The 20,397-nt window shown below is 69.5% G+C and carries 22 protein-coding genes; 19 read left to right on the forward strand and 3 right to left on the reverse strand.

All coding sequences use genetic code 11. The features are described from left to right. Window positions 1-90: 90 nt before the first annotated feature. Window positions 91-978: a RecB family exonuclease gene (locus ACFWFZ_RS33825; protein ID WP_387127776.1), complete on the reverse strand. Its 888-nt coding sequence runs from the start codon at window positions 976-978 to the stop codon at window positions 91-93. Between the two features lie 223 nt (window positions 979-1,201). On the opposite strand from ACFWFZ_RS33825, the gene ACFWFZ_RS33830 reads away from it, so the two are divergent. The 3 genes from ACFWFZ_RS33830 (at window position 1,202) to ACFWFZ_RS33840 (ending at window position 4,062) form a co-directional block, all read left to right on the forward strand. After that, window positions 1,202-2,335 (forward strand): site-2 protease family protein, encoded by a 1,134-nt coding sequence (locus tag ACFWFZ_RS33830; protein ID WP_387127822.1) that lies wholly within the window; start codon window positions 1,202-1,204, stop codon window positions 2,333-2,335. An 18-nt stretch (window positions 2,336-2,353) separates the two neighbouring features. Further along, window positions 2,354-3,250, forward strand: a complete 897-nt coding sequence (locus ACFWFZ_RS33835; RefSeq protein ID WP_030770348.1) for a tRNA (adenine-N1)-methyltransferase — start codon at window positions 2,354-2,356, stop codon at window positions 3,248-3,250. 188 nt (window positions 3,251-3,438) lie between these two features. Next, window positions 3,439-4,062 carry a hypothetical protein gene (locus ACFWFZ_RS33840; RefSeq protein ID WP_387127778.1) on the forward strand — a complete coding sequence of 208 codons (624 nt, stop codon included), beginning with the start codon at window positions 3,439-3,441 and terminating at the stop codon, window positions 4,060-4,062. A gap of 4 nt (window positions 4,063-4,066) precedes the next feature. Here the strand turns inward: ACFWFZ_RS33840 and ACFWFZ_RS33845 are convergent, their stop codons facing one another. After that, window positions 4,067-4,387, reverse strand: coding sequence for a ferredoxin (locus ACFWFZ_RS33845; RefSeq protein WP_387127780.1), 321 nt, complete (start codon window positions 4,385-4,387; stop codon window positions 4,067-4,069). 264 nt (window positions 4,388-4,651) lie between these two features. Here ACFWFZ_RS33845 and arc point away from each other — a divergent pair, with 264 nt between their 5' ends. The 6 genes from arc (at window position 4,652) to prcA (ending at window position 10,813) form a co-directional block, all read left to right on the forward strand. Continuing rightward, window positions 4,652-6,418, forward strand: coding sequence for a proteasome ATPase (gene arc, locus ACFWFZ_RS33850; protein ID WP_030655926.1), 1,767 nt, complete (start codon window positions 4,652-4,654; stop codon window positions 6,416-6,418). A 262-nt stretch (window positions 6,419-6,680) separates the two neighbouring features. After that, on the forward strand, window positions 6,681-8,192 hold the full coding sequence (gene dop, locus ACFWFZ_RS33855) for a depupylase/deamidase Dop (RefSeq protein ID WP_387127783.1): 1,512 nt from the start codon (window positions 6,681-6,683) through the stop codon (window positions 8,190-8,192). Between the two features lie 172 nt (window positions 8,193-8,364). Next, complete coding sequence (locus ACFWFZ_RS33860) at window positions 8,365-8,577, forward strand: ubiquitin-like protein Pup (RefSeq protein WP_030233608.1); 213 nt, start codon at window positions 8,365-8,367, stop codon at window positions 8,575-8,577. A gap of 37 nt (window positions 8,578-8,614) precedes the next feature. Then, window positions 8,615-9,214, forward strand: coding sequence for an endonuclease VII domain-containing protein (locus ACFWFZ_RS33865; RefSeq protein ID WP_387127786.1), 600 nt, complete (start codon window positions 8,615-8,617; stop codon window positions 9,212-9,214). Beyond that, entirely contained in the window at window positions 9,166-10,005 is an 840-nt protein-coding gene (gene prcB / locus ACFWFZ_RS33870) for a proteasome subunit beta (RefSeq protein WP_053613250.1), read from the forward strand. The genes ACFWFZ_RS33865 and prcB overlap by 49 nt, the downstream gene beginning before the upstream one ends. Before the next feature lie 43 nt (window positions 10,006-10,048). Then, window positions 10,049-10,813: a proteasome subunit alpha gene (prcA, locus tag ACFWFZ_RS33875; protein WP_387127789.1), complete on the forward strand. Its 765-nt coding sequence runs from the start codon at window positions 10,049-10,051 to the stop codon at window positions 10,811-10,813. Between the two features lie 62 nt (window positions 10,814-10,875). On the opposite strand, the gene ACFWFZ_RS33880 is transcribed toward prcA, so the two are convergent. Continuing rightward, window positions 10,876-11,874: a LacI family DNA-binding transcriptional regulator gene (locus tag ACFWFZ_RS33880; RefSeq protein ID WP_387127791.1), complete on the reverse strand. Its 999-nt coding sequence runs from the start codon at window positions 11,872-11,874 to the stop codon at window positions 10,876-10,878. A gap of 135 nt (window positions 11,875-12,009) precedes the next feature. On the opposite strand from ACFWFZ_RS33880, the gene ACFWFZ_RS33885 reads away from it, so the two are divergent. From ACFWFZ_RS33885 to tatC, 10 genes are all read left to right on the forward strand, one after another. Next, complete coding sequence (locus tag ACFWFZ_RS33885) at window positions 12,010-13,272, forward strand: MFS transporter (RefSeq protein ID WP_387127793.1); 1,263 nt, start codon at window positions 12,010-12,012, stop codon at window positions 13,270-13,272. 140 nt (window positions 13,273-13,412) lie between these two features. Continuing rightward, the gene (gene pafA / locus ACFWFZ_RS33890; protein ID WP_387127795.1) at window positions 13,413-14,774 is read left to right on the forward strand and encodes a Pup--protein ligase; all 1,362 of its coding nucleotides are present in this window, start codon (window positions 13,413-13,415) and stop codon (window positions 14,772-14,774) included. Window positions 14,775-14,889: 115 nt separating this feature from the next. Further along, entirely contained in the window at window positions 14,890-15,831 is a 942-nt protein-coding gene (locus tag ACFWFZ_RS33895) for an FKBP-type peptidyl-prolyl cis-trans isomerase (protein WP_387127797.1), read from the forward strand. A 39-nt stretch (window positions 15,832-15,870) separates the two neighbouring features. Then, window positions 15,871-16,251 carry an FKBP-type peptidyl-prolyl cis-trans isomerase gene (locus tag ACFWFZ_RS33900; protein ID WP_387127799.1) on the forward strand — a complete coding sequence of 127 codons (381 nt, stop codon included), beginning with the start codon at window positions 15,871-15,873 and terminating at the stop codon, window positions 16,249-16,251. Window positions 16,252-16,377: 126 nt separating this feature from the next. Continuing rightward, window positions 16,378-17,334, forward strand: a complete 957-nt coding sequence (locus tag ACFWFZ_RS33905) for a helix-turn-helix transcriptional regulator (protein WP_387127801.1) — start codon at window positions 16,378-16,380, stop codon at window positions 17,332-17,334. 103 nt (window positions 17,335-17,437) lie between these two features. After that, window positions 17,438-18,406 carry a YafY family protein gene (locus tag ACFWFZ_RS33910; RefSeq protein WP_030025909.1) on the forward strand — a complete coding sequence of 323 codons (969 nt, stop codon included), beginning with the start codon at window positions 17,438-17,440 and terminating at the stop codon, window positions 18,404-18,406. Window positions 18,407-18,420: 14 nt separating this feature from the next. After that, window positions 18,421-18,648, forward strand: coding sequence for a hypothetical protein (locus ACFWFZ_RS33915; protein WP_030025910.1), 228 nt, complete (start codon window positions 18,421-18,423; stop codon window positions 18,646-18,648). Between the two features lie 26 nt (window positions 18,649-18,674). Next, window positions 18,675-18,875 (forward strand): hypothetical protein, encoded by a 201-nt coding sequence (locus ACFWFZ_RS33920; RefSeq protein WP_387127804.1) that lies wholly within the window; start codon window positions 18,675-18,677, stop codon window positions 18,873-18,875. Between the two features lie 168 nt (window positions 18,876-19,043). Continuing rightward, window positions 19,044-19,334, forward strand: a complete 291-nt coding sequence (gene tatA, locus ACFWFZ_RS33925; RefSeq protein WP_387127806.1) for a Sec-independent protein translocase subunit TatA — start codon at window positions 19,044-19,046, stop codon at window positions 19,332-19,334. Window positions 19,335-19,381: 47 nt separating this feature from the next. Continuing rightward, window positions 19,382-20,347, forward strand: coding sequence for a twin-arginine translocase subunit TatC (gene tatC / locus ACFWFZ_RS33930; RefSeq protein ID WP_387127808.1), 966 nt, complete (start codon window positions 19,382-19,384; stop codon window positions 20,345-20,347). Window positions 20,348-20,397: the final 50 nt, after the last annotated feature.

The following is a 20,397-nucleotide window of genomic DNA, read 5'->3' on the forward strand; positions in this document are numbered from 1 at the left end:
GCGCTCGTACGGGACGTACGTGGCTTTCGGCCGGTGCGGCGAGAGTGCGTGCCGGACGCCGCGACGGGGCGAACGTCGCCTGACGCGGCACTAGCAGTCCGGCTCCCCGGCCGGCCGCGGCACGACGGGCAGCGGATACACCGGGGGAGTACCGCCGAACTCCGGACACGAGGCCTGGTGGTCACACCAGCCGCACAGCTTCGTCGGCCGCGGCCGCCACTCACCCGTCTGCGTCGCCTCCCGGATCGCCTCCCACAGCGCGAGCAGCTTGCGCTCCACCCGCTCCAGGTCCGCCACCACCGGGTCGTACGTCAGCACGTCCCCACTGCCCAGATACACCAGCTGCAGCCGCCGCGGCACCACCTGCTTCAGCCGCCACACCACCAGCGCGTAGAACTTCATCTGGAACAGCGCACCCTCCGCGTACTCCGGCCGCGGCGCCTTCCCCGTCTTGTAGTCGACGATCCGCACCTCACCCGTCGGCGCCACGTCCACCCGGTCGATGATCCCGCGCAGCCGCAGCCCCGACTCCAGCTCCGTCTCCACGAAGAACTCCCGCTCCACCGGCTCCAGCCGCGTCGGGTCCTCCAACGTGAACCAGCGCTCGACCAGCGCCTCCGCCTCCGTCAGCCACCGCGCCAGCCCCACCCCCCCGTCACCCTCCGGGAACAGCTCCGCCAGCTCCGGACGCGACCCCAGCAACCGGTCCCACTGCCCCGGAACCAGCTCCTTCGCCCGCGGCGCCGTCCGCTCCTGCGCAGGATGATCGAACAGCCGCTCCAGCACCGCGTGCACCAGCGTCCCCCGCGTCGCCGCCGCACTCGGCTTCTCCGGCAGCTTGTCGATCACCCGGAACCGGTACAGCAAAGGGCACTGCATGAAATCGCTCGCCCGGGAAGGAGAGAGCGAAGAAGGCGCCACAGCGATGGGGCTGGCGGCTTCGGCCGCGCCGGGCACGGCACCGGGGCTCGTCGTCATGGACAAAACCCTACGACCCGCCACCGACAGCACGCGCATACCATCGACGACAAGCCCCCTCGCACTGCATGATCGGAGCATCACCAGGCGCTGCACACACCGCGCCGTACACCACGAGAACCACCCGCGAACCCCCGGCAACGAACGAAGGACAGACGTGGCAGACACCGACCAGACCGACGAGCGCGACAAACGGCGCTCCGGACCGGGCGGCGGACTCCTGATGGGCCGCCCCTTCGGCGTGCCCGTCTACGTCTCACCCAGCTGGTTCCTCGTCGCCGCCCTCATCACCTGGGTCTTCGGAGACCAGCTCGACCGCGTCCTGCCCGACCTCGGACCCGTCCGCTACCTCGTCTCGCTCTTCTTCGCCGTCGCCTTCTACGCCTCCGTCCTCGTCCACGAACTCGCCCACACGGTCGCCGCCCTCCGCTTCAAACTCCCCGTCCGCCGCATCCAGCTCCAGTTCTTCGGCGGCGTCTCCGAGATCGAAAAGGAGTCCGAGACCCCCGGCCGCGAGTTCGTCCTCGCCTTCGTCGGCCCCCTCCTCTCCCTCCTCCTCGCCGGAGCCTTCTACCTCGGCATGAACGCCGTGGACCCCGCGACCGTCCCCGGCGTCCTCCTCGCCGGCCTCATGATCTCCAACCTGCTCGTCGCGGCCTTCAACCTGCTCCCCGGCCTCCCCCTCGACGGCGGCCGCATGCTCCGCGCCGTCATCTGGGGCATCACCGGCAAACCCATGGCCGGCACCGTCGCCGCCGCCTGGGTCGGCCGCGCCCTCGCCGTCGCCGTCCTCCTCGGCCTGCCCCTCCTCACCCACACCGGACTCCTCGGCAACCGCACCGAAGAGATCGGCGGCATGGACACCGTCATGGACGCCCTCCTCGCCGCCATCCTGGCCGCCATCATCTGGACCGGCGCCGGCAACAGCCTCCGCATGGCCCGGCTGCGCGAACACCTCCCCGAACTGCGCGCCCGCACCCTCACCCGCCGCGCCATCCCCGTCCAGAACGCCACCCCCCTCTCCGAAGCCCTCCGCCGCGCCAACGAAGCCGGAGCCCGCGCCCTCGTCGTCGTCGACGGCCACGCAGACCCCACCGCCATCGTCCGCGAGAGCGCCATCGCCTCCGTCCCCGAACACCGCCGCCCCTGGGTCGCCGTCAGCACCCTCGCCCAGGACCTCACCGACGGCATGAAAGTCTCCGCGGAACTCACCGGCGAAGAACTCCTCGACCACCTCCGCGCCAACCCCGCCACCGAATACCTCGTCCTCGAACCCGACGGCGCCATCTACGGCGTCCTGTCCACCCTCGACGTCGAGAAGGCCTTCGTGAAGGCCATGGCACGGCCCCACTCCTGAAGCCAATACACTGGTCACATGTCCGAACCGACCGGTGCCGCCCGCCGACGCGGGCCCTTCAAGGTCGGGGACCAGGTTCAGCTCACCGACCCCAAGGGCCGCCACTACACGTTCACGCTCGAAGCCGGGAAGAATTTCCACACCCACAAGGGTTCCTTCCCCCACGACGAGCTGATCGGTGCTCCCGAAGGCAGTGTTGTCCGTACCACGGGGAACGTCGCGTACCTCGCGCTGCGCCCCCTGCTCCCCGACTACGTCCTGTCCATGCCCCGCGGCGCCGCCGTGGTCTACCCCAAGGACGCAGGCCAGATCCTGGCCTTCGCCGACATCTTCCCCGGCGCCCGCGTCGTGGAAGCGGGCGTGGGCTCCGGCTCCCTGAGCAGCTTCCTGCTGCGCGCCATCGGCGACCAGGGCATGCTCCACAGCTACGAGCGCCGAGCGGACTTCGCCGAGATCGCCACCGCCAACGTGGAACGCTACTTCGGCGGCCCCCACCCCGCCTGGCAGCTCACCGTCGGCGACCTCCAGGACAACCTCTCCGACACCGACGTCGACCGCGTCATCCTCGACATGCTCGCCCCCTGGGAATGCCTGGACGCCGTCTCCAAGGCCCTCGTCCCCGGCGGCATCCTCTGCTGCTACGTGGCCACCACCACCCAGCTGTCCAAGACCGTCGAGTCCATCCGCGAGATCGGCTGCTTCGCCGAGCCGCAGCCCTGGGAATCGATGATCCGCAACTGGCACGTCGAAGGCCTCGCCGTCCGCCCGGACCACCGCATGATCGGCCACACCGGCTTCCTCGTCACCGCCCGCCGCCTCGCGGACGGCGTCGAGCCCCCCATGCGCCGCCGCCGCCCCGCCAAGGGCGCCTACGGCGAGGACTACGACGGCCCCGGCAGCGACCGCTCCGCGTAAGGGCCCTCAGTACCCCCCCGCCGACCCAACACGAAGGCGCTGGGGCGCAGTTCCCCCCAACCCCGGGGAACTGCGCCCCAGCGCCTTTTCGTTGCCTGCGCACCGACCCCGGACCCTGCCGTTCCACCCCCGTGTGAGGTATGGCACGATGCTGGCTCCCCGTCACCCTTCGCACAGGAGACACCCGCGTGCTGCACACCCCCGCCACGCTGGCAACCCCGGACACCCTGGCCCACACCCGGACCAGGCCCCTGCACTGGCTCGCCACGGCCACCGCCCTGGCCGCCGTCATCGCCGCGGCGGGACTCGTACAGCCGGCCACCGGCACCCCCGCCGACGCGTCCCGCGCCGAGCGCGGCGCGTCCGCCGCCGAAGAACCCGCCGCGAGAGGTCCCGAAGCCACCGCCCCCGACGCGGCAGCCGCCACCTACCCCCTCGACTGCAAGGGCGCACCCCGGGCCGTCACCGCCACCGCCCACGGCGACCTCGACGGCGACGGCCGCCCCGAGACCGTGGCGGCCGTCCGCTGCGACGCAGGCTCCGGCACCCCGCCGCACGCCGTCTACGTACTCACCCAGGACCCCGCCGAAGGATCCCGCCCCCGCGTCGTGGCCACCCTCCTGGACACCCCGCAGCGCGTGACCGCAACAGAACTCACCGTGCGCGACCGCACCGTCACCGCGAGCCTCCTCGGCTACTCCGGCCCCGAGGTCCCCCGCTGCTGCCCCGACAAGAAGCAGCTCGCCAAGTGGCGCTGGACCGACGGAAAATTCCGCCAGGAGCTGACGGACTCAGCCGCCAGGAGTGTTTAGAACCTCACTCCGCGTCCGGACCGAAGACCTCCACACCGTCCGAAACGCGCCTTACGTGAATGCAGTCACCCGGACACTCCTTCGCCGAGTCCACCACGTCCTGGAGCATCGGCAGCGGCACCAAAGTGGTCGCCCCCACCTCCTGCAGCAGCTCGTCGTCCGCGCTCTTCACATACGCCAGACCATCGATGTCCAGCTCGAACACCTCGGGCGCGTACTGCGCGCAGATGCCGTCCCCGGTGCAGAGGTCCTGGTCGATCCAGACCTCAAGCGGCTCGCCGGCCCCACCGGCGCCGCCCGTCGGAGCCTCCTGCTGCACGGTCATATCTCCTGCCGTTCCCTGCGGTGAGTGATCCATCCCGGTCACAACCCGCAGCAAGTCGCACGGGCCCTGACGGGTGTTGAACACTTCGACCTTACAACCGGCGGCTTCCCGAGTTTGATGGGTGGGTATTTCCTTGGCGTGAGGGAGTACGCAAGGGTGAAGATCGGACACACCCCTATCGTCTTTGTGATCTAGGGGTTTCAATCACCACCAGCCCAGGTAGGGTCAGGAAGCGTCCAGCTCCCCTTGGAGGAGGTGAGGACCGTGGCAGCCCACGACGACGACATCAACCGCGGCATCCGGCCCGCGCGAGGGTCCGAGGACCCCGCCGGCCAGGTTGCCTATCTCGAGCAGGAAATCGCCGTCCTGCGACGTAAGCTCGCCGACTCTCCGCGACACACGAGGATTCTCGAAGAGCGGATCGTCGAGCTCCAGACGAATCTGGCCGGCGTCTCCGCACAGAACGAACGACTCGCGAATACCCTCCGTGAGGCCCGGGACCAGATCGTGGCCCTCAAGGAAGAAGTCGACCGGCTCGCACAGCCGCCGGCAGGCTTCGGTGTCTTCCTCCAGGCGAACGAGGACGGCACCGTCGACATCTTCACCGGAGGCCGAAAGCTCCGCGTGAACGTCAGCCCCAGCGTCGACCCGGAAGACCTCCGGCGCGGCCAGGAGGTCATGCTCAACGAGGCCCTCAACGTGGTCGAGGCCATGGAGTTCGAGCGGGCCGGGGACATCGTCACCCTCAAGGAGATCCTGGAGGACGGCGAGCGCGCCCTGGTCGTCGGGCACACCGACGAGGAACGGGTGGTGAGGCTCGCCGAGCCGCTCCTGGACATCACCATCCGCCCCGGCGACGCCCTCCTGCTCGAACCCCGCTCCGGCTACGTCTACGAGGTCGTCCCCAAGAGCGAGGTCGAGGACCTGGTCCTCGAAGAGGTCCCCGACATCGACTACGACAAGATCGGCGGCCTGGGCGACCAGATCGAGCTGATCCGCGACGCGGTCGAGCTCCCGTACCTCTACCCCGACCTGTTCAAGGAGCACGAACTGCGGCCCCCGAAGGGCATCCTGCTCTACGGCCCGCCCGGCTGCGGCAAGACGCTCATCGCCAAGGCCGTGGCCAACTCCCTTGCCAAGAAGGTCGCCGAGGTGACCGGACAGGCCCAGGGAAAGTCGTACTTCCTGAACATCAAGGGCCCCGAACTCCTCAACAAGTACGTCGGCGAGACCGAGCGCCACATCCGCCTGGTCTTCCAGCGAGCACGCGAGAAGGCCAGCGAGGGCACCCCCGTCATCGTCTTCTTCGACGAGATGGAATCCCTCTTCCGCACCCGCGGATCCGGAGTCAGCTCCGACGTCGAGAACACCATCGTCCCCCAGCTCCTCGCCGAGATCGACGGCGTGGAGGGCCTGGAGAACGTCATCGTCATCGGCGCCTCCAACCGCGAGGACATGATCGACCCGGCCATCCTGCGCCCCGGCCGCCTCGACGTGAAGATCAAGATCGAGCGTCCGGACGCCGAGGCCGCGAAGGACATCTTCGCCAAGTACCTCAAGGCCTCGCTGCCCCTGCACACGGACGACCTGTCCGAACACCAGGGCTCCACGGCCGGCACCGTCCACAGCATGATCCAGACCGTCGTCGAGCAGATGTACGCCGAAACCGAGGAGAACCGCTTCCTTGAGGTCACGTACGCCAACGGCGACAAGGAAGTCCTGTACTTCAAGGACTTCAACTCGGGCGCGATGATCCAGAACATCGTCGACCGTGCCAAGAAGATGGCCATCAAGGCCTTCCTCGAACACAACCAGAAGGGCCTGAGGGTCTCCCACCTCCTCCAGGCCTGCGTGGACGAGTTCAAGGAGAACGAGGACCTGCCCAACACCACCAACCCGGACGACTGGGCCCGAATCTCCGGTAAGAAGGGTGAACGGATCGTATTCATCCGCACCCTCGTCACCGGAAAGCAAGGCGCGGACACCGGACGCTCCATCGACACGGTGGCGAACACCGGTCAGTACCTCTGAACCGGAGCGGCTGCGGATGCCCTCCCCGGGCATCCGCAGCCGACTGCTTTACCCGACCGATCGACCGGCCGTATTCCGGCCGGTGACAGGGCAGATTCAATGACGGAAATGATCTCCCCACGAGCGCGCAGTGGTTCTAGGCTCTTCCGTACCGCCGGTCGCGCAGTGCGGGGACGGGCACCGCACAGTCACACGCACCGGAGCACCAGCGGTACTTGAGCGCCGCCCCCGGAGGGGGGCGCCGCCGGGCAAGGAGGGCCGCATGACCGTACGGCGAGTAATGGGGATCGAGACGGAGTACGGGATCTCCGTCCCCGGTCACCCGAACGCCAATGCCATGCTCACCTCGTCCCAGATCGTCAACGCCTACGCGGCGGCGATGCACCGGGCGCGACGCGCCCGCTGGGACTTCGAGGAGGAGAACCCGCTGCGGGACGCCCGCGGCTTCGACCTCGCCCGCGAGGCCGCCGACAGCAGCCAGCTGACCGACGAGGACATCGGCCTCGCCAACGTCATCCTGACGAACGGCGCACGGCTCTACGTCGACCACGCGCACCCCGAATACAGCTCCCCGGAGATCACGAACCCGCTGGACGCCGTCCTCTGGGACAAGGCCGGCGAACGGATCATGGCCGAGGCCGCCGTACGGGCCGCCCAGCTGCCCGGGGCCCAGCCCATCCACCTCTACAAGAACAACACCGACAACAAGGGCGCCTCCTACGGCACGCACGAGAACTACCTGATGAAGCGGGAGACCCCCTTCTCGGAGATCGTGCGCCACCTGACCCCCTTCTTCGTCTCGCGACAGGTCGTGACCGGAGCGGGACGCGTGGGCATCGGCCAGGACGGCCGCGAGCACGGCTTCCAGATCAGCCAGCGCGCGGACTACTTCGAGGTCGAGGTCGGTCTGGAGACCACCCTGAAGCGGCCCATCATCAACACCCGCGACGAGCCGCACTCCGACGCCGAGAAGTACCGCCGGCTCCACGTGATCATCGGAGACGCCAACCTCTCCGAGATCTCCACCTACCTCAAACTCGGCACGACGGCCCTGGTGCTGTCCATGATCGAGGACCAGTTCATCAGCGTCGACCTCGCCGTCGACCAGCCCGTACGCACCCTCCACCAGGTCTCCCACGACCCGGACCTGGGGCACCTCATCACGCTGCGCAGCGGCCGGACACTCACCGCGGTGCAACTGCAGATGGAGTACTTCGAGCTGGCCCGGAAGTACGTGGACGAGCGCTTCGGGACCGACGCCGACGAGCAGACCAAGGACGTGCTGGCCCGCTGGGAGGACGTACTGGGCCGGCTGGAGAGCGACCCGATGAGCCTGTCGGGGGAGCTGGACTGGATCGCCAAGCGGGAGATCCTGGAGGGCTACCGGCGCCGGGACGGGCTGGACTGGGACGCGCCGCGGCTGCACCTGGTGGACCTCCAGTACGCGGACGTACGGCCCGAGAAGGGCCTGTACAACCGTCTGGTGGCCCGCGGGAAGATGAAGCGGCTGGTGGAGGAGACCGAGGTCGAGCGGGCTCAGAGCAAGCCTCCGGAGGACACCCGGGCGTACTTCCGTGGGCGCTGCCTGGAGCAGTACGCCGACGACGTGGCGGCGGCCTCCTGGGACTCGGTGATCTTCGACCTCCCGGGCCGGGACTCGCTGCAGCGCGTCCCCACGCTGGAACCCCTGCGGGGGACCCGCAACCACGTCAAGGAGCTCCTGGACCGCTGCCGCACGGCGGAGGACCTGGTCCGGGTGCTTTCGGGGCAGTGAGCGGGCCTGAAATGCCGGCGGTCCGGGAATCATGAGAAGAACCGGACTGTGAAAGTACGGGGACGAATGTCGGACCCTCCCTATAGGGTCCGACGTAGGGTCTGATCTTGAGAGATCCCGAATCCCGGGGTCTCTCGACGTGAGCGTGCGAACCGAGCGGGGTGAGGTAGACATGGCGACCAAGGACACCGGCGGCGGACAGCAGAAGGCGACGCGCTCGACCGAGGAGGTCGAGGAGGCGGCGGTCGAGGAATCGACCGACCTCAAGGAGCGCCAGGAGAAGCTCTCCGACGACGTCGACTCCGTACTTGACGAGATTGACGATGTACTCGAAGAGAATGCTGAGGATTTTGTTCGGAGTTTCGTACAAAAAGGCGGCGAATAGCCTTCGAATCTAAGGTGAACTCGCCAGCATTGGCTTCATGTCCAATGGAACGAAGTGGTGTCGCGGCTGCAGCCGCGACGTGCCGCTGAGCGGGTTCGCCCTAGACCGGAACCGTGGTAACGGCCTTCAGCCGAGGTGTCGCGAGTGCGTGGCTGAGTACAGCGCCGCGCACTACCGGCGCCGCCAGGCGGCCAGAGGCAAGGTCGTCAAGGAGAAAGTGGATGTCCCGTCCGGCCACAAGCTCTGCAGGCAATGCGGGGAGGTCAAGCCGCACAGCGAGTGGCACAAGAACGCCTCGGCGTCTGACGGCTTATCCACTCGGTGCAAGGCGTGCCGGGCCATCCAGGGCCGGGCGGGCCACTTGAAGCGTTCGTACGGCATCACCGAGGCCGAGCGTGACGAGATGATCGTTGCTCAGGGCGGGGTTTGCGTGATCTGTCGGATCGCTCCGGCGGAGCATGTGGATCACGATCATCAGACGGGTAAGGTCCGAGGCGTACTGTGCTTCAGCTGTAACGCAGCCCTGGGGCAGTTCAAGGATCGGCCGGACGTCATGAGGCGTGCAGCCGCTTACGTGGAAGGAAACCTGTGGAACCCAACACTCGTAGCACAGGGCGTCTACCGGCAGCCTTCCTGACGCCGGGGTCGTCGTCCTTCATGGACTTCCTGGGCGCGCACTCGCCCGAGATGCTGCCCGGGAACCGCAAGCTGCCGGAAGGTGTCATCGAGGCGCCGCACGGGACGACCATCGTGGCCGCCACCTTCCCCGGCGGGGTCGTGCTCGCCGGTGACCGGCGGGCGACCATGGGGAACATGATCGCGCAGCGGGACATCGAGAAGGTGTTCCCGGCCGACGAGTACTCCGCGGTCGGCATCGCCGGTACGGCCGGCCTGGCCGTGGAGATGGTCAAGCTGTTCCAGCTGGAGCTGGAGCACTTCGAGAAGGTGGAGGGCGCGACCCTCTCCCTGGAGGGCAAGGCCAACCGGCTCTCCACCATGATCCGGAGCAACCTCGGCATGGCGATGCAGGGCCTGGCCGTGGTGCCGCTCTTCGCCGGCTACGACGAGGGCAAGGAGAAGGGCCGGATCTTCTCCTACGACGTCACCGGAGGCCGCTCCGAGGAGCACGGCTACGCGGCGACCGGTTCCGGTTCGATCTTCGCGCGGGGCTCCATGAAGAAGCTCTACCGCCCGGATCTGACCGAGGAGCAGGCCACCACGCTGGTGGTGCAGGCGCTGTACGACGCCGCCGACGACGACTCGGCGACCGGCGGGCCGGACCTGTACCGCCACATCTATCCGATCGTCACCGTCATCACCGACGAGGGCTTCCGCAGGCTGAGCGAGGACGAGTCGCAGGCGCTCGCCCGCTCGGTCACCGATCGTCGCCTGGAGCAGCCCGACGGCCCGCGCGCCGCCCTGCTCTGACCGCCCGTCACCTCGTCACCCAGAAGAAAGGGACGGAAAGCCGGTGTCGACTCCGTTCTATGTGTCACCCCAGCAGGCCATGGCCGACCGGGCGGAATACGCCCGGAAGGGCATCGCCCGCGGTCGCAGCCTTGTCGTGCTGCAGTACGCCGACGGCATCGTGTTCGTCGGTGAGAACCCGTCCCGTGCGCTGCACAAGTTCAGCGAGATCTACGACCGGATCGGCTTCGCGGCCGCCGGCAAGTACAACGAGTACGAGAACCTGCGGATCGGCGGTGTGCGGTACGCGGATCTGCGCGGATACACCTACGACCGGGACGATGTGACGGCGCGTGGGCTGGCCAACGTGTACGCGCAGACCCTCGGCACGATCTTCTCCTCGGCCGGTGAGAAGCCGTACGAGGTGGAGCTGGTGGTGGCGGAGGTCGGTGCGACGGCGGCCGGTGACCAGATCTACCGGCTGCCGCACGACGGTTCGATCGTGGACGAGCACGGCTCGGTCGCGGTCGGCGGCAACGCCGAGCAGATCAGCACCTACCTGGACCAGCGCCACCAGGACGGGATGACGCTGTCGGAGGCGTTGAAGCTGGCGGTCGCGGCGTTGTCCAGCCAGGCCAGCGGTGCGGACAAGGCGATCCCGGCCGAGCGGCTGGAGGTGGCGGTGCTGGACCGGACGCGGTCGCAGCAGCGCAAGTTCAAGCGGATCCGGGGTCGGCAGCTGGCGCGGCTGCTGGAGGCGGACGTGCCGGCCGCGGCGCAGGCGGACGCGGTGTCGAACGACGAGGTGCCGGAGGACGACGCCGAGTAGGAGCCGGGTACGTGGCCCCGGTCGCCCCTTGCGGGGTGGCCGGGGCTTCGTCGTGCCCGGGTTCAGGGGGCCGGGGCCGGGCCCGTGGAGTCGCGGGTGACGAGGGTGACGGGGATGTCGGGGGCGGTCCAGGGGCTGCCTTCGAGGACGGCGAGCAGGGCGGTCATGCCTTGTTCGCCGACGCGTTCGGCGGGGAGGTGGACGGTGGTGAGCTCGGGTTCGACGGCGGTCGCGAGGGCGAGGTCGTCGAAGCCGGTGACGGAGAGGTCCTCGGGGATGCGCAGGCCGAGGCGGCGTGCCGCTTTGCAGGCGCCGGCGGCGAGGATGTCGTCGTCGCAGACGATGGCGGTCGGTCGGCGGTGGGGGGTCGCGAGGGCCTCTTCCATGGCCGTACGGGCGCTGTGGACGGTGAGGGGGGACCGTACGGTGCGCAGGTCGGTTTCGGGGCCCAGGAGGGTGGTGAGGGCTTCGGCGCGGGTGCGGAAGGTCCAGGAGTCGATGGCGGAGGCGAGGTGGAGGAAGCGTCGGTGGCCGAGGGCGAGGAGGTGCTCGGTGACCTGGCGCATGCCGTCGGCCATGGCGAGGTTGACGTGGGCGGCGGCGGCTGTGGCGCGGGGGTCGCTGTCGAGCATGACGAGGGGGAGGGTGTCGCCGCCGATGGCGTGGAGGGCGTGGGCGGCCATGGAGGAGGCGATGACGCCGTCGAGGGCGGCGCTGGCGGAGGCGAAGGGGTCGCGGGCGGGGCCGGTGCCGTCGGGGGAGGGGTAGAGGACGACGCCGAAGCCGTGTTCGGCGGCGACGCGGGCGGCGCCGGTGTAGACGCGGGCGAAGAACTCGTTGGTGAGGGCGGGGACGACGAGGAGGGCGGTGCGGGTGGAGCCGAGGCGGAGGTTGCGGGCGGCGAGGTTGGGGCGGTAGCCGAGGCGGGTGGCGGTTTCGCGGACGTGGGCGGCGGTGCGTTCGGAGACGCGTCCGGGCCATTTGTCGCCGAGGACGAGGGAGACGGTGGCCTGGGAGACCCCGGCGGCGGTGGCCACGTCCCGGCTGGTGGGTCTCGTCACACGGGGCTCCTGTAGTGCGAGGTCAGGGGTGGTCTCGGGGTCCGTGGGGTGGACCCGTGGACTGTGGCCATGGTACGTATGACGCATCAAGTTATACGTATTACCCCGGCTGGATCCGGGCAGAAGGGGGCAGTCATGGCCGCGGGATACGCGGAGCTGCTGGGGACCCGGCACGCCGCGAGGCTGCTGGTGGGCACGCTGACAGGCAGGCTGCCGAACGCCACCGCGCCGATCGCGATCGTGCTGTTCACGCGCGCGGAGGGCGGGAGCTACAGCCTGGCGGGGGCGCTGGCCGCGGTGTACGGGCTGGCGAACGCGGTGGGTCAGCCGCTGCTCGGGCGGGCCGTGGACCTGTTCGGGCAGCCGCGGGTGCAGTTGCCGGCGGCGCTGCTGTCCGCGCTCGGAATGGTGTGGCTGGCGCTGGCGGGCACCGGATCGGCGGTCGCGGCGTACGCCGCCGTGGTGGTCGGCGGGCTCTTCACGCCGCCGCTGGAGGGCGGGCTGCGGGCCCTGTGGCCGAGCGTGCTGGGGGGCCGTGAGGAGAAGGTGCACGCGGCGTACGCGATGGACGCGGTGGCGCAGGAGGTCATGTTCACCGTCGGTCCGCTGCTGGTGACGCTGTTCGTGGCGGTGTGGTCGCCGGCCGGGGCGCTGCTGGCGTTGAACGCGATCGGGGTGCTGGGTGCGCTGTCGGTCGTGGTCAGCGAGCCGTCGCGGACGTGGCGCTCGGAGCCGCGGGAGGCGCACTGGCTGGGCGCCCTGCGCTCGCGTGGGCTGCTGGCGCTGCTGGGCTCGTTCTTCTTCGTGGGGATGGCGCTGGGTTCGATCACGGTGGCCGGTGTGGCGTACGCGGACGGCCACGGGGGCCAGGCGGTGTACGGCTGGCTGATGGCGGCGCTGGGGCTCGGTGCGCTGATCGGCGGTGTGTTCTACGGTGCGCGGCAGTGGGCGGGTGCGCCTGAGCGGCGGCTGCGGCTGCTGGTGGCGCTGCTCGCGGTCTGCTACCTGCCGCTGCTGCTGACTCCGGGTCCGGTGGCGATGACGGCCCTGGCGGCGGTGTCGGGGGTGTTCCTGGCGCCGGCTCTGGCGTGCGCGTTCATCGTGGTGGACCGGCACGCGCCGGCGGGCACGGTGACGGAGGCGTTCTCGTGGCTGGTCACCTTCTTCGGGGTGGGTGCGGCGATCGGTACGGCGGCGGCGGGGCCGGCGGTGGAGCTGGGGGGTACGGCGTGGGGCTTCGGCGTGGCGTGTGTCGCGGGCGGTCTGGCGCTGCTGGTGCTGATGGTGACTCAGGGGGTGCTGTCAACTGCGGGTCACAGCCGTGCGGTGGCGGGTTCGGCTCGGGGAGTGCCGGACGGTTCCGGTGAGGTGGCCGCGCAGGGCCGGTCGGCGCAGTGACGGGCGGGCGCGTCGGTGCGGCGCGCCCGTGGTGTTCGCGGGGTTCCCGCCCGGCGTTTTGCGGCCTGCTCGGGGGAACTGATCGAAACGGCGGCTGCGAACCCGGTTTCAGAAGAGGGCAGAAGGCGTAATGTTCAGTCATGGACCGCCGCATTTTCGGGCTGGAGAACGAGTACGGCGTCACGTGCACGTTCAGGGGACAGCGCCGACTGTCTCCTGACGAAGTGGCGCGCTACCTCTTCCGCCGTGTCGTGTCATGGGGCCGCAGCAGCAATGTCTTCCTGCGGAACGGCGCCCGCCTGTACCTGGACGTGGGTTCGCATCCGGAATATGCAACTCCCGAGTGCGACAACGTGACCGAGTTGGTCACGCACGACAAAGCAGGCGAGCGCATTCTCGAAGGACTGCTCGTCGATGCCGAACGCCGCCTGCACGAGGAGGGAATCGCGGGCGACGTCTATCTCTTCAAGAACAACACCGACTCGGCGGGCAACTCGTACGGCTGCCACGAGAACTACCTGGTGGCCCGGCACGGGGAATTCTCCCGCCTGGCGGACATTCTCATTCCGTTCCTCGTCACGCGGCAGCTGATCTGTGGTGCCGGCAAGGTGCTGCAGACCCCTCGGGGCGCGGTCTTCTGCGTGAGCCAGCGGGCCGAGCACATCTGGGAGGGCGTCAGCTCCGCGACGACGCGTTCGCGGCCGATCATCAACACGCGTGACGAGCCGCACGCGGACGCGGAGCGGTACCGCCGCCTCCACGTGATCGTGGGCGACTCGAACATGTCCGAGACGACCATGCTGCTGAAGGTCGGCGCGACCGACCTGGTGCTGCGCATGATCGAGGCGGGCACGGTGATGCGGGATCTGACCCTGGAGAACCCGATCCGGGCGATCCGTGAGGTCAGCCACGACATCACGGGCCAGCGCAAGGTGCGCCTGGCGTCCGGGCGGGAGGCCTCCGCGCTGGAGATCCAGCGGGAGTACTACGACAAGGCGGTGGACTTCGCCGAGCGCCGGGGCATCCGTACCGGCGTGGTCGACCAGGTGCTGGAGCTGTGGGGCCGCACGCTGGACGCGATCGAGGCGGAGGACCTGGACCGGATCGGCACCGAGATCGACTGGGTCATGAAGTACCAGCTGATCGAGCGGTACCGGGGCAAGCACAACATGACCATGTCGAATCCGAGGGTGGCTCAGATAGACCTCGCGTATCACGACATCCACCGCCGGCGCGGGCTGTACTACCTGCTGGAGCGCAAGGGGCAGGCGGCGCGGATCTGCAACGACCTCAAGATCTTCGAGGGCAAGTCGGTGCCGCCGCAGACGACGAGGGCGCGGCTGCGCGGCGACTTCATCCGCCGTGCGCAGGAGCAGCGGCGGGACTTCACGGTCGACTGGGTGCACCTGAAGCTCAATGACCAGGCGCAGCGGACGGTGCTGTGCAAGGACCCGTTCCGGTCGGTGGACGACCGGGTGGAGAAGCTGATCGCCGGTATGTAGGCGGGCGGTGTGACGCCCCGTATCTCGCCAGGGCCCCGTACGTCTCTCGTACGGGGCCCTGCGCACGGCTTAGAGTGGCGGGCGACCGCCTTGCCGTCTGAGATCTGAGGAACACGTGCGCCGACTTGCCGGCCTGCTTGTCGTACCCCTTCTGCTGCTGTCGACAGCGGCGTGTGGCGACGACAGCGGCTCCGACTCCGCCCAGATGAAGAACGGGGCGCCCGCGATCACGAAGGGCGCCGAGTTCGGGGAGACGCCCACCCTGGCCAAGGGGAAGGGCGAGCCGCCCAAGGAGCTGAAGGTGGTGACCGTCAAGGAGGGCACCGGCCAGGTGCTGAAGAAGGGCGACATCGCCCAGGTCAACTACTACGGCCAGGTGTGGGACGGCGCCGAGCCGTTCGACCAGAGCTTCGGCAAGGGGCAGCCGTTCGATGTGACGATCGGCGCCGGCGCCGTCATCAAGGGCTGGGACCAGGGGCTTGAGGGCCAGAAGGTCGGCAGCCGTGTCGTGCTGGTGATCCCGCCGGACCTCGGCTACGGAGCGCAGGGCTCGCCGCCGAAGATCAAGGGGAACGCCACGCTGGTGTTCGTCGTGGACATCGTCAAGGGTGCCACGGTCCCGGTCTCGGCCAAGGGCAAGGAAGTCGCGCAGGACAACAAGGACCTGCCGAAGGTCGGTACGAACACGGACGGCCAGGAGGTCGCCGTGACCGTCCCGAAGGACGTCACCCCGCCGGCGAAGCTGGTGTCGAACTACGTCCTGGAGGGCGACGGTCCGGCGGTGACGGACAAGAACAGTGTCGTCGTCAAGTTCCACGGCAAGACGTGGAAGGACGACAAGACCTTCGAGAGCACCTACACGTCCGGTCAGTCGGTGACCTGGCCGCTGGAGCAGCTGCAGGTGAAGGGTCTCAAGGACGGCATCGTCGGCAAGAAGGTCGGCAGCCGCATCCTGCTGGTCATCCCGCCGGACATGGGCTTCGGCGACAAGGAGCAGGGGACCATCCCGGCGAACTCGACGCTGGTCTTCAGCCTCGACATCCTCGCGGTGATGTAAGACTGTCCCGGTTGTCCACATAGTTTGAGGAGCAGTTCCGTGAGCGACAAGCTCGAAAAGCCCGAGATCGACTTCCCTGAGGGCCCGGCCCCGACCGAGCTGGTCAAGGAGGACATCTGGCTGGGTGACGGTGCCGAGGCCAAGGCCGGCGACCGTGTCTCCGTCCACTACGTGGGTGTGGCCTTCTCCACCGGTGAGGAGTTCGACGCTTCCTGGAACCGCGGTTCCGCGCTCCAGTTCCAGCTCGGCATCGGTCAGGTCATCGCAGGCTGGGACCAGGGTGTCCAGGGCATGAAGGTCGGCGGCCGTCGCAAGCTGGTCATCCCGGCCCACCTGGCCTACGGCGACCGTGGCGCGGGCGGTGCCATCGCCCCGGGCGAGACGCTGATCTTCGTCTGCGACCTGGTCAAGGTCGGCTGAGCGGAACATCCGCGAGCAGTGCAGGGGCCCCCGCCGTGAGGCGGGGGCCCTCGCTTTTGTCCGGGACCGCCGGGGCGGTACGGTCAACGGTCACGAGTGTGTGTCGAGAACGGGGGATGGGCGTCGATGGCGATTGCCAAGGCCGAGCGGCTGATGAATCTGGCGCTGTGTCTGCTGGGGACCCGCCGGCCGCTGAGCAAGCGCGAGTTGCGCGGTTCCATCGAGGCCTACATGGAAGCCGGCAACGACGAGTCCTTCAACCGGATGTTCGAGCGGGACAAGGACGATCTGCGTGAACTCGGTCTGGTGATCGAGACGGTGGAGAACCTGGAGGGGGAGACGGGCTATCTGGCCCGCCGCGACAGCAACCGGCTGCCCCCGGTCTCCCTGGACGCCGAGGAGGCCGCCGCCCTGGGGCTGGCGGCCAAGGTGTGGCAGCAGGCCCGTCTCGCGGGGGCCGCCAGCGGCGCCCTGCAGAAGCTGCGGGCGGGCGGGATGCCGGAGGCGGGTGACCCGTACGAGGGCCAGCACAGTGCCATCGAGCCGCGCATCCCGGTTCACGAGGCGGCCTTCGAGCCGCTGATGCTGGCCTGCCGGGACCGCCGCCCGGTGGTCTTCGACTACCGCAAGTCGACGGCCGCGCGGCCCGAGACGCGTCAGGTGGAGCCGTGGGCGCTGGAGTGCTGGCGCGGTCACTGGTACCTGGCCGGCTACGACCGTGAGCGCGGGGCGGAGCGGGTGTTCCGGCTCTCGCGGATCACCGGGAAGGTCCGCTCGCGCGCGGCGAAGTACACCGCGGAGGTGCCGGACGTGGTGACCGTGCGGGAGACCGTGGCGAGCTGGGCCGGGGAGAGTGCGGACCGCTCCGCGCTGATCCGGCTGCGGGCCGGGGCGGGCTACCCGCTGCGGGCCAAGGCCACGGCGGTGCACGAGGGCACGGACGGCTGGGACGAGCTGGAGATCCCCTACGGGCACGGGCTCGACGCCTGGCTGGTGGAGTTCGGTCCCGACGTCGTCGTGGTCGGGCCCGCGGACCTCCGGGCGGACGTGGTGGACCGGCTGCGGGCCGTCGCCGGGGCCTGACAGGCCTCCCGGGAACCGCCGCCGGTGCGGCGCCCGTCCGCCGCCGCACTCTGATTCGAACCGCGACATCCACAGACGTGCCCTGAGGGGGAGACGTACCAGCATGGCTGCCAACGCCATCGACCAGACCCGCCGCATGCTGTCCCTGGTGACGTACCTGCGCGAGCGCCCCGGTGCGCACGTCGCCGACGTCGCGCGCGCCTTCGGCATCACCGAGGACGAGCTGATCTCGGACCTCGACGTGCTGCCCATGTGCGGCACCAGCTTCCGGGGCGGGGACCTGCTCGACATCGACACCGACGGGGAGCGCATCTGGTGGCGCAATCCCGACGCCTCGGGGGAGTCCACCGCCGAGCCGCTGCGGCTCGCCGCCGACGAGGCGACCGCGCTGCTGGTCGCCGCGCGCGCGGTGGCGACCCTGCCGGGGCTGCGCGAGAGCGACCGGGACGCCCTGCTGCGGGCGACCGCGAAGCTGGAGGCGGCCGCGGGCGAGGCGGCCGGGGCGAGCTCGCGGCTGTCGGTGACCTTCGAGTCCGAGGGCGGGGTCTTCGCGGACGTCGACCGGGCCATCGCGGAACGCCGGCGGCTGTGGCTGCGCTACTACTCGCCGGCCCGTGACGAGCTCACCGAGCGCGAGGTCGACCCGATCCGGCTCTTCGCGGTGGGGCACACCTACATGGAGGGCTGGTGCCACCTCTCCGAGGCCCGGCGCACCTTCCGGCTCGACCGGGTCGCCGAGATCCGGCTGCTGGACGAGCGGGCGGAGCCGCCGGCCATCGAGCCGCGCGACCTGTCGGTGGGTCTCGTACAGCCGTCCGCCGAGGACCCCGAGGTCGTGGTCGAGGTCGGACCGGGCGGGCGCTGGGTCGCCGAGTACTACCCGCACGACAGCGCCGAGGAGCTCGCGGACGGCGGCCTGCGGATCACACTGCGCACCCCGGACCCGGGCTCGCTGCGGCGCCTCGCGCTGAGGCTGGGCCGCGAGGGGCGGATCACGGCCCCCGCCGAGCTGGCGGACAGCGCGCGCAGCGCCGCCCGGGAGGCCCTCGCGGGGTACGGGGAACAGGTCTGAGGGGAGCGCGGTCGATGTCGCCAACGTCCGGGCCCGTCGCCTTCAAGGCCTCCTGTCCCGAGTGCCGCGCCCGCTTCGAGCTGGACGCGGGCGCCCTGCGGCTGGCCATCGGCGGCAGCCGCAGGGCCACCTTCTACTCCTTCACGTGTCCTGAATGCGGTGCGGCCGTTCGCAAACCGGCCGGGGACCGCATCGTGGAGCTGCTGACCGGCGGTGGCGTGAGCACCCTGCGCAGCATCTGAGGCGTCCGGTGGCCTAGGCTCGGCCCATGCTGTGGCCGATGTTCGCAATTGCCCTGGGCTTCCTCGGAGTCTTCGTACTCGCCGTGCTGGCGGTGCGTGTGTACGCGGAGGTGCGCAGGCTCTCCGCGGAGGTCGCGCTGGCCAGCCGCCGGATCACCGTGGCGTCGGCCGACCTGGAGCGGGAGGCGGCGGGGCTGGCCCGGGCGGGCCACGACGTGCGGCCGTGACGAACGTGTCAGAGGTGTGACCGGGGGATTGACAACCGGCCAGGACGCAAGACGGGGTACGCCGGGGGATTGCCGGGCGTTTACCCCCGGGGGTTACGATCCTCGGTAGAGACAGTCCTAGGCGCCTGTGCCCGTGTGCTGTGAACCTCGGAGAAAAGGAAGATACCTATGTTCGGCAACCTCAGGGGTTGGGAAATCTTCGTCATTCTCGGAGTCATCATCCTGTTGTTCGGCGCCAAGAAGCTCCCCGACATGGCCCGCTCCCTCGGGAAGTCGGCCCGTATCCTCAAGAGCGAGGCCAAGGCCATGAAGAAGGACGGCGAGGCCGACGACGCGGCCGCCGCCCCGGCCGACCAGTCCGCGCAGCAGCCGGTCGCCCCGCGCACCATCCAGGCCGCGCCCGGTGACGTCACCAGCTCCCGGCCGGTCAGCGAGCCGAACCGCACCGCCCAGGGCTGACCGACGCCCTTCACGCCAGTCATCTGCAACGAGACAAGGGACGTGGGTTGCTCAAGTCTGCCCGCAAGCAGGAGAAACGAGAACGGAAGGCAAAGGACGCCGAAGGGCGTATGCCTCTCGTCGAGCACCTGCGCGAACTGCGTAACCGCCTGCTGAAGTCGGTCCTCGCGATCCTCGTGATCACGATCGTCGCGGCCTTCTTCTACCGCGACATCATCAACTTCCTGTTGAAGCCGATGCTGGACTCCGTCGGCTGCACCAACGGCGTGGTGACCCAGCGCAACGGGCGCCCCTGCGCCGACATGACCGTGAACGGCCTGATCTCGGCGTTCTCGATCGCCCTGAAGGTCTCGCTGATGGCCGGCGTTGTGCTCTCCGCGCCGGTGTGGCTCTACCAGCTGTGGGCGTTCGCCGCGCCCGGGCTGCACAGCCACGAGAAGAAGTACGCACGGAGTTTCGTCGCGGTCGGCGCGCCCCTGTTCATGGCCGGCGCCGTGCTCGCGTACAAGATCCTCCCGCAGACCGCGACGATCATGCTGGAGTTCACGCCCGACCACGCGCGCAACCTGCTGCCGGTCGACGACTACCTCGACCTGGTCACCCGCATGGTGATCGTCTTCGGCCTGGCCTTCGAGCTGCCGCTGCTGCTGGTCCTGCTGAACTTCACCGGCGTGCTCACCGGCAAGCGGCTCGCCGGCTGGTGGCGGGGCATGGTCCTCGGCATCACCGTCTTCGCCGCCTTCGCCACGCCCACCGGTGACCCGCCGACCATGCTCGCGCTGGCCCTGCCCATCGTGGCCCTCTACTTCGCGGCCGTCGGGCTCTGCCTCCTCAACGACCGCCGGCGCCGGCGCAACGACCCCGACGCGGGGCTGAGCGACGACGAGGCCTCGGAGCTCGACCTCACCCCGGCGCCGATCGGCCGGATGGAAGCGGTGCCCGCCCCGGCCGCCCTGCCCGGACAGGACGACGGCGGACGACAGCGGATCAACGGGTACGACGACGCCACCTGACAGGTACGCCCCCAGCTACCGCCGGGAGGCGGCCGGGGCGCGCACGCCGC

The sequence above is a fragment of the Streptomyces sp. NPDC060232 genome, from assembly GCF_042726555.1.
In the GTDB taxonomy this organism is placed as follows: Bacteria; Actinomycetota; Actinomycetes; order Streptomycetales; family Streptomycetaceae; genus Streptomyces.